The organism is Nocardia sp. NPDC059764 (assembly GCF_042732555.1).
In the GTDB taxonomy this organism is placed as follows: domain Bacteria; phylum Actinomycetota; class Actinomycetes; order Mycobacteriales; family Mycobacteriaceae; genus Nocardia.
Genome location: NZ_JBHWHH010000201.1, coordinates 1 through 12347, shown reverse-complemented (window position 1 = coordinate 12347; position 12347 = coordinate 1). Strand labels below are relative to the sequence as shown.

Sequence of the window (12347 nt, the reverse complement as noted above, 5' to 3'; positions counted from 1 at the left end):
GGGTCACGACGGTGACCCGGCCCGAAGTGTTTCGCGCGTCGAGGCCGCCGGCCTCGCCACCGTCACGGCAGGGGAATCGCCGGCCGATAGACCTGATCACCTCGCGCACATCGATCCGGCAAGCCTGTAATGGTTATCGATCAGCGATATATAGATCAGGTGTCCAAGTGTTGATGATCCATCGGCCAGGAGGTCGCCAGTGAAGCGTTTCTCAGCAGTACTGACGGTGGGGGCCGCGGTCACCGTTCCTTTCTTCGCCACCGCCACGGCCAGCGCGGACACCTGGCAGCCGCTCCCCGGAATCTCGATCCCCTTGCCCGACGGCCTGTTCACCGGCAGCGCGGGCGTGAAGCCGTCGCAGCCCCCGGCTCCGGCTCACGTCCAGGGCGAGCCCTGCGACGACGGCCGCGGCACCTGGGTCCATCTCGACGGCGGCAACGCCGCCCACTACGGCACCGAATGGCTGTGCAAGGCCAACTGAATCATCCGAAACGCGGTGAGCCCCAGGTCGATTCGTGAGTTCTAGTGGTCGTCGCAACACCCCAGCTCGAGGGGTGCGATGGAGTTCGAGATTCGGGATGACCGGGGTCGAGAAGGTGGGCGGCGTCTGACGCGTGAGCGGGAGGCATACTTCCAGCTCATGCGTCAGGGGTACAGCAGTTCGGAAGCCTGCCGAATCGTGGGCATCAACCTGCGGACCGGTAAGAGATGGCGTAACGGCTGGCACTCGCCGCCCAACGGCCGCAAGCCGAAACCTCCCATCCACGTGGAGGTTTCGGCTCCAGGTCCCTCGCGGTATCTGCGTGAGGACGATCGGATCCATATCGCCGATCGGCTGCGTGAGAAAGCCACGATCCGCCAGATCGCCGCCGGGTTGGGTCGCAGCCCGTCCACCATCAGCCGCGAGATTCGCCGCAACGGGATCCCGTTGGCCGGCAATACATCCCGTTGGACCTATCGACCTCACGCCGCACATCGGCGTGCCCAGGCACGGCGTCCTCGGCCCAAGCCCGGCAAGATCGGGTGCAACCCGCGCCTGCGTGAGTTCATCGACCATCACCTGCGTCTGAGCTGGAGTCCCGAGCAGATCTGTCACGCTCTACGTGCTCGGTTTCCCGACCAGCCGGAGATGCGCGTGACCCACGAGACGATCTATCAGGCCCTCTACGTCCAAGGCCGCGGTGAACTGCGTCGCGAGCTGACCAAGGCGCTGCGCACCGGGCGCGCGATACGCCGACCACATCGCCAGTCCTACAAACGCCTGCCCCGCGCCATCAAAGACATGGTGATGATCAGCGACCGGCCCGCCGAAGCCGACGACCGCGCCGTTCCCGGGCATTGGGAAGGCGACCTCATCATCGGCAAGGACCACAAATCGGCCATCGCCACCCTGGTCGAGCGCAGCACCCGCTACGTCATGCTCGCGCGCCTGCCCGGCGACCACACCGCCGCCAGCACCCGCGACGCGCTGGTCGAGGCCGTGGAAACGCTGCCTGCGCACCTGCGGCGGTCGCTGACCTGGGATCAAGGCTCGGAGATGGCCGCACACAAGGCTTTCACCGTCGCCACCGGCATCCCGGTCTACTTCTGCGATCCCGCCAGTCCCTGGCAGCGCGGCTCCAACGAGAACACCAACGGCCTGCTGCGCCAATACTTCCCCAAGGGCACCGACCTGTCCGTTCACACCCGCGAACACCTCGACGCCGTGGCCGCCGAACTCAACTCCCGACCACGCAAAACGCTCGGCTGGGAAACCCCAGCCGAGCGTCTGACTAAGCTACTGACCGAAGCCAGTTGACCAACAGTGTGTTGCGACGACCCCTAGAATCCGCCAGTGATCCGGGGCTCGATTCTCGGTGGCCTAACCATGATCAACTCGAACCACCCGACGGCCCGCGGACCGCAATTGCGGATCAAGCCGGTCGGCGCGCAGCACGTCATCAAGGGCTTGACCTACGGCTCCACCTGAAGCGGTATCGAAGGCCATTCGCGCCCAATACTTTCGGCTGATTCGCCGAGGTCAGGCCACGGTGACGACCTGGTCGTAGGTGAGGCGGGGAGAACGGGGGAACCAGGCATCCGGGCCCGGCTTGCCGATATTGACCACGACCAGGGACGCGAGATCGCCCGCGGGGAAGAAGTCGCGGTCGACGCCGGCCGCGTCGAAGCCATTCATCGGTCCTGCGGCCAGGCCCGCGGCACGGATGCCGAGGATGAAGTAGCCGACCTGGATGAGGGCGTTGAAGCGGGCCGAGTGGGCGCGCACCTCCGGATCGGCGAAGTAGTCCTTCGCGTCGGGGGCGTGGGGGAAGACCGTCGGCAGATGGTCGTGGAAGTTCAGATCGGCGGCCAGGATCGCGGTCAGCGGGGCGGTGGCCGTCTTGGGTTTGTTGTTGTCGAGCATGTGGGTGACCAGGCGGGCCCGGGCCTCGGGCGTGCGGACCAGGACGATGCGCAGCGGCTGCTGGTTCATCGAGGTCGGGGCGTACTTGGCCAGTTCGTAGATCTCGCGGAACTGCTCGTCGGTGACCGGTTCGTCGGTGAAGGTGTTGGCGGTGCGGGCCTCGCGGAAGAGCAGATCCTGCGCTTCCGCGGCGAGGGCGAGCCGGGTGTCCGATTGGGCGGTGCTCATGTGATTCTCCTTGGGACAGGCTGATTTCGGGTCAGTCGTGGGAAACTCGGCGGGAACGGGTGAGGAGGGCGCCGTCGAGGCGCACCAGCACGTCGTGCACCACGCAGCTGGGGTTGATCTCGGGCGCCCGGCCGGGGCGGATCTTCACCACCAGGCAGTAGGAGGTGGCGATGATGCTGCCGTCGTCCTGCGGTCGCAGATCGGTCATGCCGAACCAGTGCCGCCGCTGCATGGGATCGGCTTCGAAGCGCTTGTGGAACGCGATGAGGTCGGCGATGATCCCGGCCCGGGTACGCGCCGGCGGTCGCCCCGGGGTGTGCTCGAATTCCGCGTCCTCGGTGAAGGTTTGCGCGTAACCGGGGATGTCCCGGCTGTCGAGCCGCTGCATCTGGTCGGCGTAGAACTGCTGGACCTCGGCATACAGCTCGGCGCGGCTGGCGACGGTGGTCATGCTGGCTCCTCGAATGCTGTTGTGCCTGCCTCGATTCGGCGGGCCGCGACTGCGATCCACCGTGTCCGACCCTGCTCGAGCCTTGGTCGAGCCGGTTTGACCGGAGCTATAGGTCCGGCCGCCAGGCTGATTCCGCAACAGCCCCGCCGAACCGGACACCCCATCGATGGAGGACAAATGACCGCAGCTCAACGCGTCGCGCTGGTTACCGGCGCGACCAGTGGAATGGGCCTCGCCATCACCGAGAGCTTTGCCGCCCAGGGCATCTCGGTATTCATCTGCGCGCGCGACCAGCAGCGCCTGCTCGACACCACCAAACGACTGCAGGACGAGGGCCATGCGGTGGACGGCATCACCTGCGACGTCCGCGACGCCACCCAGGTCCGCGAGTACGTCGACGCCGCCGTCGACCGCTTCGGCCCCGTCGACATCCTGGTCAACAATGCCGGCCGCAGCGGCGGCGGCGAGACGGCGCAGATCGCCGACGAGTTGTGGCTGGACGTGATCAATACCAATCTGCACAGCGTCTTCTTCGCCACCAAGGCCGCGCTCACCTCCGGCGGCATGCTCGAACGCGGCAGCGGCCGCATCGTCAACATCGCCTCCACCGGCGGCAAACAGGGCGTGGTGCACGGCGCGCCCTATTCGGCCTCCAAGCACGGCGTCGTCGGCTTCACCAAGGCGCTGGGCCTGGAGTTGGCCAAGACCGGCATCACGGTCAACGCCGTCTGCCCGGGATTCGTGGAAACACCCATGGCCGAACGGGTTCGGGAGGTGTACTCGGACATCTGGGGTGTCGACACCGACGAGGTGCACGCCCGGGTGAGCGCACGAGTCCCCATCGGGCGCTACGTCGAGCCCACCGAGGTGGCGGCCATGGTCGACTATCTGATCGGCCCGGGGGCCGCCGCCGTCACCGCCCAGGCGATGAATGTCTGTGGCGGACTGGGCAACTACTGATCCATGTGCGTGCCGGTCCACGTCGGCGATCCCCGTTCTCGTTCGCGCACGGTGTGGCCGCGACCGGCTGGTCGACGAGCCCGGACCGGATGGTCAGCAAGGATGAATGGTGCGGCGCCAGGCCAGAATTCGGCGCTGGGTCCGGCCGTCGACCTGGGCGGCGCCGATGAGCGTGAGCTCATCGCCGCTCAGTGTCAGCTGCCGGACCTGTTCGGTGCCCGCCCAGGCCGGATTCGAGCACACGCTGATGGCATGCACGACCTCGTCGCCGCGCAGCCGCCAGGTGCCGGCGTAGCCCATGAACCGGACCGCCGCGGCGGCGGCGTCGGTGCGCATCATGCTCACCGACATATGGCCGCAGGATTCGTAGATCAGCAGACCACTCGGCGAATCACCGAGTGGTCCTTCGCTTGTGGCGTCATGGTCGTCGATGTCGTAGTAGGAGCGCAGTTCCCAGGTGCCGATGAGGTCAGTCATGGACCCCACGATGGTTGCGCGCCCTACAGTCACGCTCGAGGCACCGCGATCACGTGCGCGGGATACCGCGGGCGAAGTCGTAGGCGGTCCGGATCAATCGCCACACCACGGCCATCTCATCGGTATCGCGCGGCCCGTACGCCAGCAGCAGCGTCGGCGGCAGAAATCCCCGCCGCGCCATCGGATGCTGTTCGGCCCAGCCCTGTTCGATGGCCTCGACCGCGACCGCCGCGGGCAGGCACAGGTGCAGGCTGCCGTCGACGCGCCCGTGCAGATGCGCGAACTCGGTTCCGGACACGAAGGCGTGCGAGGGCCCGTGGGCGAGCTCGGGCAGTAGATACAGCGCGCGAGTGTCGGGCAGCGAGACCCGGCTGCGGCCGATCTGCGTACCGGGCAGGGTGATCATCCGCGCCCACAGCGCTTCCTGCAGATCCGGGGGCGCGATATCGGAGAGCTGTTGATGGGGATTGTGCGGCCGGGTCCGGGGCCGCTCACCACTGCGTCGTGGGAGGCCGAGCCGGTCGGTTGCTGCCACGGTCATCACTGTGCTCCTTTCGGCTTCGCACTTCGTCGAACCGCCTGGTCACACAGTAGTATCCAAAGTATAGTAGTTACCAAATGGAAAGCATGCAGGAGTTGCTATGACGGACGTCACATCTGCTGCGGTGGACCCCTGCCCCATCACGCCGGTGGTGGATCTCTTCTTCGGCCGGTGGTCGACGCAGGTGCTGTGGGTGCTCACCCACCACGGCCGGATGCGTTTCAACGAAGTGCTGCAAAGCATTCCAGGCCTCACCCCGAAAGTGCTGACCCAGCGGCTGCGCCAGCTCGAACGCGACGGACTGCTGGTGCGCACCTATTACGCGGAGATGCCGCCGCGGGTGGAGTACGAGGCCACCGCGCTGGCCGAAACCCTCTCGCCGGTGTTCACCAGCCTCACCCAATGGTCCGAGCAGCATCTGGCGGCGGTGCTCGACGCGCGAGCGGCCTACGACGCCGCCGAGGGCTGACCTACGGCGCCGCCGAGGGCTGTGCCGCCAATTCCAGGAGATGCCCGGCCAATTCGCGCGGCATGGTGATCATGCAGTCGTGCCCGGTGGGCAGCAGCTTGAGCCGCTCGGCGGGCAGATCCGCCGGCGGCAGGGTGCGCGGCATGGCCGCGCGCATGGCCTGGAACTCGGCCCCGCCCCCGGTGCAGTGGACATGGGTCACCGGAATCTCCCGCAGCGCATCGGGATCGCGCAACACCATGGGTTCGGTGAACGTCTTCAGCGACTGCGGGGTGAGCATCGAGGCCAGCCAGCTCAGATCCGATTCGTCGGTGACCCCGTAGAGCCCGCCGTCGCCCATCGGCTCGGTCTGCGGTGGAACACACCAGCCGTCACCGAATTCGGCCGCCAGCGCGGCGAAGGCGTCGACCATGGGGGCCATGATGTCCGCGACCGCCTCACCGTCCCGTGGGACGAAGGTGTCGACATAGACCAGCTCGGCCACCCGATCGGGCAGCGCGTCGGCGAGCGCGGTGATGACGATCCCGGCGTAGCTGTGACCGACCAGCACGAGATCGCGCAACTCGGCCGTGCGCACCAGCTCGACCAGATCCTGGACGTGGGTGCCGAGCCCGACCTCCGGGCCGAGCGATTCGGCGCGTTCACCGAGGCCGACCAGCGAGGGGGTGAGCACCCGGTGGCCGGCGGCACTCAGCAGCGGCGCCACCCGCTGCCAGGCCCAACCGCCGTGGAACGCACCGGGAACGAGCAGATAGGTGGCCATCACTTCTCCTGTGTCATCGCTTCGAGGCGGGGCGCGTGGGGTTTCGAGGGCACGTGTTCGGGCCGGACACCGAGTCCGATGACCCGCGCGACCACGTGCGCCAGCCCGGGGAACCGGCGCAGCAGCCGCGCCAGCAGCGGCTTGTCGGTACCGGGCCGTTCGGCGCTCGGATAAAGATCGGTGAGCAGCCGTAGTTGCGCGAATTGCACGACGCGCATGGGCAATTCGCGGCGCCGCTGCACCGCGCGCAACTGGGCGGTGGTGGGTGTGCGGCCGTCCCGCAGGGTCGGTGCGAGCAGCCGGGCGGCGGCGATGGCGTCCTGAACGGCGAGGTTGATCCCGACCCCGCCGGCCGGGGACATCGCATGGGCGGCATCACCGATGGCCAGCAGGCCCGGCCGGTACCAGTCCCGCAGCCGGTCGACCCGGACATCGAGCGGTTTGATCGCGTCCCAGTCGTCGATCTCGGCCGTCAGCGCCGCGGTCAGCGACGGGTAGATGGCGGCGATCGCGGCCCGGAACGCGTCGAGCCCCCGCGCGCGCACCGCCTCGAAGCCGCCCTTGGGAATCATGTAGGCGACCTGTAGGTACTCGTCGCGATCGATGCAGACGATGAAGAAGTCCCGCCCGCTGCGCACCGCCGGCAGATGTTCGCCCGCCGGCTTGCTCACCCGGAACCACAGCACATCCATGGGCGCGCGGCTGGCCGCGACCTCGAGCAAATCATGGTGCCGCACCAGCGAATTGCGCCCGTCGGCGGCGACGACGAGTCGGCTGCGCACCTCGAGCGCCGCCTCGGGGGTACGGGCGCGCAGCCCGGTGACCGTTCCGTCGTGCTCGATCAGTTCGGTCACCTCCGCCTGTTGGATCAGCCGGAAATTGGGGTAGCGGCCGGCGGATTCGGCCAGGAAGTTGAGCACATCCCACTGCGGCATGAAGGCCACGAACGGGAATCGGCCCGGCAGCCGGCGGAAATCGGCGAAGGTGACCGGCCCCATCGCCGTCGCCATCGGCAACTGCGGCAGTTCGACGTGTGGAAGCTTCAGGAACTGCTCCGCCAGCCCGAGCTCGTCGAGCGCCATCAGCGTCGACGGATGCACCGTGTCGCCGCGGAAGTCGCGCAGGAAATCCGGATGCTTCTCCAGCACCAGCACATTCGCGCCGGCACGAGCGAACAGCAGTCCGGCCGTCAACCCGGCCGGGCCGCCACCGGCGACGCACACGTCGACGACTTCGCCACTCACGCCCAGCATTGCGGCACCTGCCCGCCGTTGTAGGTCACCATCTCGTCGAAGATGGCCAGGACATCCAGTGGCACACCGATTTCCGGGGAATCCAGCTCGGCGTAGGCGACGTGCAGATTGCCCACCACCCGTTCGGCGTCGATCAGCTCCTCGAACTCGCCCAGCTCCACCTGCGACGCCAGCTCGAGCGGGGCCAGGCCCAGCGACTTGCCCTCCGCCGCGAGGTTTTCGATCCAGTGCAGGTAGCGGATGGTCTGGGTGAGGATCTCCGGCCCCGCCACCGGACCGTGCCCGGCCACCACGGTCCGCGCACCGAGTGCGGTGAGCTTGCGCATCGCGTCGAGAGTGCCGCGGACCGAACCGAACAGGCAGAACGGCGCGGCCCCGGACATCACGACGTCACCGGCGAAGAGCACCTTCTCCTCGGGCAGCCAGGCCACCACATCGTTGGTGGTGTGCGCGGCCGGCCCGACATGGATGAGTTCGACCCGCCGCTCCCCCACCCAGACGGTCACCCGATCGCTGAAGGTGATGGTGGGCAGGGTGACTCGGACATCGCCCCACTCCACCTGCGGCCACAGCTGGGTCAACGCCAGCCCGGTCTCGATCATCTCCGGCCGGATCCGATCGTGGGCTACGACGATCGCCGCGGCACCGAACTGATGATTGCCGAAATTGTGGTCCCCGTGGTGATGGGTGTTGAGGATGGTGCGGCCCGGCCCGCCCGCATGCCGGTCGACGAACTCGGCCAGTGCGCGGGTGCGTCCCTCGGTGGCGAGCGTATCGATCACCAGCGCGCCGTCGCGCCCGGCGACCACCCCGGCATTGCTGACACACCACCCGCCGCGATCGTGGGTGTAGGCGAAGACGTCCTCGGCCACCTCGCGCACCACCGGTCGCGCGAGGGGCCGGGCTCCGGTGGCGGTCATCGCGGTGACTTCGTGGTCTCGGCCCGGCGGTCGGCGACCTCCCGGACCCCGCACAGCAGGGTGTTGCGGCTGTTGGCGCCCAGCGCCTCGGCCAGATAGGCGCGCGCGTCCGCGAGAGTGGTGTGCGCGCCGAGGGTTTCGCGCGCCACCTCGGGGTTGATCGCGACCAGGTGCCGGGCGGTGACCACGGCGCCCGCGCCGCTGTCGGCGAATTCCCAACTGCCACTGTGGCCGAACAGCATGGCCGGGGGCAGCAGCTGCTTGTAGTCGATGCGCTCGGCGGGCACGCAGATGCGGATCGAACGGGTGGTGTGCGGGACGCTGCCGGCGGTGACGGTGTCCATCTCCATGAGCTGCACGCCGGGCTCGTCCTCGGTCAGCTCCACCCGGCCGACGTGCGGGACGTGGTCGGGCCAGCGGTCGCTGCGATAGACGAAGTCGTAGAGTTCCGCGGCCGGTGCGTCCAGGACCACCTTGTCCTCGAAGGTGTGCAGCACCTGCGACACCGGGTATCCCAGTTCCGCGATGCGGGCCAGAGTGGCCAGTTCGGTGACGCTGTTGCGGTCCACCGCATCCCCGATCGCCTCCTGATCACCACCCGGGATCACCGAGAAGTGATGGTCCAGCGTGATTTTCGTGCTGCGCGCCCCCACCTCCTCGAAGGTCCACTCGCCGCCCATGGAGGCGATCGGTGCCGCGCTGCGCTCCTGCTCGAAGGTGATCCGACGCTGCCGGGCCACGAACTCCCGGCGGGAGGTCCAGTTCTTCACCTCGCCGTTGACCGTCGCCCACAACCGGAACCGCTCCTCGGTGGGCGAGCGATCCAGGTGCCGCACCAGCACACTGGGCTCGAAGATGACCGGCCAATAGGTGACATCGGCGACCAGGCGATAGACGTCCGGGAGCGCCGCCTCCACGACCCGGTGATGACTCATCCGGAAGATGCTCATACCGCACCCGCCAGCTGGCCGTTGACGATGCCGATCAGCTCGGCCGGGGTCTTCACCTCGACGAGCCGGTCCTCGGGGATCTTCACCCCGAAATCGCGCTCTATGCGCGAGGCCGTCTCGATCAAGGCCAGCGAGTCGTAGCCGAGTTCCTCGAACTCGACCTCGGCGATATCGCCGGCCAGCTCCGGTGCGGTCTCGTCACCGCCGGCGCACTCCACCAGAATTCGCCGCAGTTCGTCGATGGTCATGGACATGATTGGCTCCTCGATTGTGTTGTTGCTCGGGCATTGCGTTGGTTCGACAGCTCATTGGTCGACGCTGCGGACCACCACCGCGGAGTTGAAACCCCAGCGGCCACGGGCCAGCACCAGGGCGGTTTCGATGGTGGCGGGCCGCGCGTCCCCGCGGACCAGGTCGATCCGGTACTCCGGCGCCGGGGTGAGGGTGCCGGCCGTGGGCGGGATCACCGAATCCCGCATGGCCAGAACGGCGGTGACGATGTCGAGCGGCCCCGCGCCCGAGAACAGCCGTCCCGTCAAGGGTTTCGTCGCCGTGACCGGCACGCCGGCGGCGCCGAACACCGCTTCCAGGGCCGCCGCCTCCGCCCGATCCTGCTCGGGTAGGCCCGCGGCGTCGGCGAACACCACATCGACATCGGCGGGGGTCACACCCGCGTCGGTCAGGGCCAGCTCGATCGCGCGCCGCTGACCCGACGGCCGACCGGAGTCCGGCGGCGGATCGAATGTCTGTGCGTACCCGGCGATTTCACCGTAGACATGCGGCACGCCCCGGGCCCGCGCCGCCTCCGGATCCTCGAGCACGAGCATCGCCCCGCCCTCCCCCGGCACATTGCCGGCGGCCTCGGCGTCGAAGGGTAGATAGGCCCGCGCCGGATCGGTCGCGGTGCTGAGGCTGCCGCCCGCGACGTGGGAGGCCCAGCCCCACGGGTCCAGTGCGGAATCCACACCCCCGGTGACCACCAGGGGCGTCCCGCGCCGCACCGTGCGCCGGGCGTGCCCGACCGCGTCCAGGCCGCCGGCCTGTTCGGCGACCAGGGCGCTGCTGGGTCCGCGCATGCCGTGCCGGATGGAGATCTGCCCGGTGTTGACCGCGTAGAACCACGCGAACGACTCGTAGACGCTGACATGCTCGGAGCCCATCGACCACAGCTTGTTGAACTCGCGATGGGTGAATTCGAAACCACCCGACGCGTTTCCGGTCACCACACCCATGTCGTAATCGGTCAGTTCAGCGGTGTCGACCTTCGCGTCGTCCAGCGCCCACTGCGCCGCCACCAGAGCGAGTCGGGTGGAGATGTCGGTTTGCGGCAGTAGCCGACTCGGAAGATGTTGCGCGGCCTCGAAATCCGCGATCTGCCCGGCCAGGCGCACGCCCGACCCGGTGGTGTCGAACCGGGTGAGCGGCCCGATGCCGCCTCGGCCGGCCAACACCGCCTCCCAGAAGGGTTCGGTACCAAGCCCGTTCGGCGCGATCACGCCGACTCCCGTCACGACGCTCATGCTGTGTCCTATTGGGCATGAGCGGGGCCGCTCCGTGGTTACGCTGTGCTGCCGCCTCCGCGCCTGACCGCTCATGCCGCGACCTCCGGTATGCGGCGCAGCACCATGGCGCTCTGGAATCCGCCGAACCCGCTGCCGACTGTCAGCACGGTGTCCATGCGGTGGTCGCGGGCCGTCAGCGGCACATAGTCCAGATCGCATTCCGGATCGCGCTCGTGCAGGTTGGCCGTGGGCGGCACCACCTGATAGTCCAGTGCCAGCAGGCAGGCGGCGATCTCCACCGAACCGATGGCGCCCAGCGAATGACCGACCATGGACTTGATCGAGCTCATCGGCGTCCGATACGCGTGCTCGCCGAGACTGCGCTTGACCGCGGCGGTCTCGTGCCGATCGTTCTGCCGGGTACCGGAACCGTGCGCGTTGACGTAGCCGATCGCGGTGGGATCGACCCGGGATTCGTCCAGGGCCACCCGGATCGCCTCGGCCATCTCCCGGCCGTCGGCCTTGAGACCGGTCATGTGGTAGGCGTTGCAGCGCGTTGCGTAGCCGGTGACCTCCGCGTAGATGCGGGCGCCCCGGCGGCGGGCGCTCTCGAACTCCTCGAGCACGAACATGGCCGCGCCCTCGGCGAGCACGAAACCGTTGCGGGAGTTGTCGAACGGGCGCGAGGCGTGCTCTGGGTCGTCGTTGCGCGGGGTGGTCGCGCGAATGGCGTCGAAGCAGGCCACCACGATCGGGGTGATCGGGGTGTCGGAGGCGCCGGCGATCATCACATCGGCCGACCCCTCGCGGATCAGCTGCACCGCGTGCCCGACCGAATCCAGGCCGGAGGTGCAGCCGTTGGAGACCATGGCGACCGGGCCCTCCGCCCCGACACTCCAGGCCACCTCCGCGGGCATGACGCTGGGCACCATGTAGTCGAACATGTAGGGCGACAGGTGCTTTTCGTCGAGCACCCAGCTGCGGCCGGAGTCCGACAGCACCAGATACTCCTGCTCGAGGCTGGTCGCGGCGGCGACCGCGCTGCCCAGGCTCACCCCGAGACGGAACGGATTCACCGACTCGATCGCCAGGCCGCTGTCGGCGACCGCCTCACGGGCACATACCACCGCGAACTGCGCCGCGCGGTCCATGCGCCGAATTTCGCGGGGCGACAACCCTTCCGCGAGCGCATCGAAATCGGCTTCGCCCGCGACCTGGGACCGATACGGTGCGGCGTCGAAGAAGCTGATGGCCCGGGTGGCGGTGCGACCCTCGGACAACAGCTTCCAGAATTCGTCCTTGCCGGATCCACCGGGTGCCCGCACACCCAGTCCGGTGACGACCACACGCCGGCTCACCGCATACCCCCGAATGTGTTGGCGTACATAGCAATTCTCCTTCGCGCCGAATGCTGGTCGAAGCTCCGATG

At 68.2% G+C, this 12347-nt stretch carries 15 protein-coding genes; 4 read left to right on the top strand and 11 right to left on the bottom strand.

Translation table 11 applies throughout. The features are described from left to right. The first annotated feature begins 199 nt into the window (after window positions 1–199). Both ACFV4K_RS30770 and ACFV4K_RS30765 read left to right on the top strand, forming a co-directional pair. Window positions 200–481: a hypothetical protein gene (locus tag ACFV4K_RS30770; RefSeq protein WP_379279648.1), complete on the top strand. Its 282-nt coding sequence runs from the start codon at window positions 200–202 to the stop codon at window positions 479–481. A 159-nt stretch (window positions 482–640) separates the two neighbouring features. After that, complete coding sequence (locus tag ACFV4K_RS30765; protein WP_379279647.1) at window positions 641–1798, top strand: IS30 family transposase; 1158 nt, start codon at window positions 641–643, stop codon at window positions 1796–1798. A 222-nt stretch (window positions 1799–2020) separates the two neighbouring features. On the opposite strand, the gene ACFV4K_RS30760 is transcribed toward ACFV4K_RS30765, so the two are convergent. Next, window positions 2021–2632 carry a malonic semialdehyde reductase gene (locus ACFV4K_RS30760; protein ID WP_379279645.1) on the bottom strand — a complete coding sequence of 204 codons (612 nt, stop codon included), beginning with the start codon at window positions 2630–2632 and terminating at the stop codon, window positions 2021–2023. A gap of 31 nt (window positions 2633–2663) precedes the next feature. Then, on the bottom strand, window positions 2664–3083 hold the full coding sequence (locus tag ACFV4K_RS30755) for a nuclear transport factor 2 family protein (protein WP_379279643.1): 420 nt from the start codon (window positions 3081–3083) through the stop codon (window positions 2664–2666). 177 nt (window positions 3084–3260) lie between these two features. Here ACFV4K_RS30755 and ACFV4K_RS30750 point away from each other — a divergent pair, with 177 nt between their 5' ends. Beyond that, a complete protein-coding gene (locus ACFV4K_RS30750) occupies window positions 3261–4043 on the top strand; it encodes an SDR family NAD(P)-dependent oxidoreductase (protein WP_379279642.1) in 783 nt (260 codons plus the stop codon). Window positions 4044–4136: 93 nt separating this feature from the next. Here ACFV4K_RS30750 and ACFV4K_RS30745 read toward each other — a convergent pair whose 3' ends face one another. Both ACFV4K_RS30745 and ACFV4K_RS30740 read right to left on the bottom strand, forming a co-directional pair. Further along, complete coding sequence (locus tag ACFV4K_RS30745) at window positions 4137–4520, bottom strand: lipocalin-like domain-containing protein (protein ID WP_379279641.1); 384 nt, start codon at window positions 4518–4520, stop codon at window positions 4137–4139. A 49-nt stretch (window positions 4521–4569) separates the two neighbouring features. After that, a complete protein-coding gene (locus ACFV4K_RS30740) occupies window positions 4570–5061 on the bottom strand; it encodes a luciferase family protein (RefSeq protein ID WP_379279639.1) in 492 nt (163 codons plus the stop codon). 100 nt (window positions 5062–5161) lie between these two features. Here ACFV4K_RS30740 and ACFV4K_RS30735 point away from each other — a divergent pair, with 100 nt between their 5' ends. Continuing rightward, window positions 5162–5530 (top strand): winged helix-turn-helix transcriptional regulator, encoded by a 369-nt coding sequence (locus tag ACFV4K_RS30735; protein WP_379279637.1) that lies wholly within the window; start codon window positions 5162–5164, stop codon window positions 5528–5530. Between the two features lies 1 nt (window position 5531). Here the strand turns inward: ACFV4K_RS30735 and ACFV4K_RS30730 are convergent, their stop codons facing one another. From ACFV4K_RS30730 to ACFV4K_RS30700, 7 genes are all read right to left on the bottom strand, one after another. Further along, a complete protein-coding gene (locus ACFV4K_RS30730; RefSeq protein WP_379279636.1) occupies window positions 5532–6293 on the bottom strand; it encodes an alpha/beta fold hydrolase in 762 nt (253 codons plus the stop codon). Continuing rightward, window positions 6293–7546, bottom strand: a complete 1254-nt coding sequence (locus ACFV4K_RS30725) for an FAD-dependent oxidoreductase (protein WP_379279634.1) — start codon at window positions 7544–7546, stop codon at window positions 6293–6295. The genes ACFV4K_RS30730 and ACFV4K_RS30725 overlap by 1 nt, the downstream gene beginning before the upstream one ends. Then, a complete protein-coding gene (locus tag ACFV4K_RS30720) occupies window positions 7534–8466 on the bottom strand; it encodes an MBL fold metallo-hydrolase (RefSeq protein WP_379279633.1) in 933 nt (310 codons plus the stop codon). Before ACFV4K_RS30720 ends, ACFV4K_RS30725 begins: the two co-directional genes overlap by 13 nt. Continuing rightward, entirely contained in the window at window positions 8463–9401 is a 939-nt protein-coding gene (locus ACFV4K_RS30715) for an aromatase/cyclase (RefSeq protein WP_379279631.1), read from the bottom strand. Before ACFV4K_RS30715 ends, ACFV4K_RS30720 begins: the two co-directional genes overlap by 4 nt. An 11-nt stretch (window positions 9402–9412) precedes the next feature. Next, window positions 9413–9670, bottom strand: coding sequence for an acyl carrier protein (locus ACFV4K_RS30710; RefSeq protein ID WP_364623680.1), 258 nt, complete (start codon window positions 9668–9670; stop codon window positions 9413–9415). A 51-nt stretch (window positions 9671–9721) separates the two neighbouring features. After that, entirely contained in the window at window positions 9722–10936 is a 1215-nt protein-coding gene (locus ACFV4K_RS30705) for a ketosynthase chain-length factor (protein ID WP_379279629.1), read from the bottom strand. A gap of 71 nt (window positions 10937–11007) precedes the next feature. Continuing rightward, window positions 11008–12276 (bottom strand): beta-ketoacyl-[acyl-carrier-protein] synthase family protein, encoded by a 1269-nt coding sequence (locus ACFV4K_RS30700; protein ID WP_379279628.1) that lies wholly within the window; start codon window positions 12274–12276, stop codon window positions 11008–11010. Between the last annotated feature and the right edge of the window lie 71 nt (window positions 12277–12347).

Bases quoted from the DNA above. Each gene is read 5' to 3' on its own strand.
- ACFV4K_RS30725 (WP_379279634.1), bottom strand. From the start codon at position 7,546: ATGCTGGGCGTGAGTGGCGAAGTCGTCGACGTGTGCGTCGCCGGTGGC.
- ACFV4K_RS30735 (WP_379279637.1), top strand. From the start codon at position 5,162: ATGACGGACGTCACATCTGCTGCGGTGGACCCCTGCCCCATCACGCCG.
- ACFV4K_RS30755 (WP_379279643.1), bottom strand. From the start codon at position 3,083: ATGACCACCGTCGCCAGCCGCGCCGAGCTGTATGCCGAGGTCCAGCAG.
- ACFV4K_RS30745 (WP_379279641.1), bottom strand. From the start codon at position 4,520: ATGACTGACCTCATCGGCACCTGGGAACTGCGCTCCTACTACGACATC.
- ACFV4K_RS30715 (WP_379279631.1), bottom strand. From the start codon at position 9,401: ATGAGTCATCACCGGGTCGTGGAGGCGGCGCTCCCGGACGTCTATCGC.
- ACFV4K_RS30765 (WP_379279647.1), top strand. From the start codon at position 641: ATGCGTCAGGGGTACAGCAGTTCGGAAGCCTGCCGAATCGTGGGCATC.
- ACFV4K_RS30710 (WP_364623680.1), bottom strand. From the start codon at position 9,670: ATGTCCATGACCATCGACGAACTGCGGCGAATTCTGGTGGAGTGCGCC.
- ACFV4K_RS30760 (WP_379279645.1), bottom strand. From the start codon at position 2,632: ATGAGCACCGCCCAATCGGACACCCGGCTCGCCCTCGCCGCGGAAGCG.
- ACFV4K_RS30705 (WP_379279629.1), bottom strand. From the start codon at position 10,936: ATGAGCGTCGTGACGGGAGTCGGCGTGATCGCGCCGAACGGGCTTGGT.
- ACFV4K_RS30720 (WP_379279633.1), bottom strand. From the start codon at position 8,466: ATGACCGCCACCGGAGCCCGGCCCCTCGCGCGACCGGTGGTGCGCGAG.
- ACFV4K_RS30740 (WP_379279639.1), bottom strand. From the start codon at position 5,061: ATGACCGTGGCAGCAACCGACCGGCTCGGCCTCCCACGACGCAGTGGT.
- ACFV4K_RS30750 (WP_379279642.1), top strand. From the start codon at position 3,261: ATGACCGCAGCTCAACGCGTCGCGCTGGTTACCGGCGCGACCAGTGGA.
- ACFV4K_RS30730 (WP_379279636.1), bottom strand. From the start codon at position 6,293: ATGGCCACCTATCTGCTCGTTCCCGGTGCGTTCCACGGCGGTTGGGCC.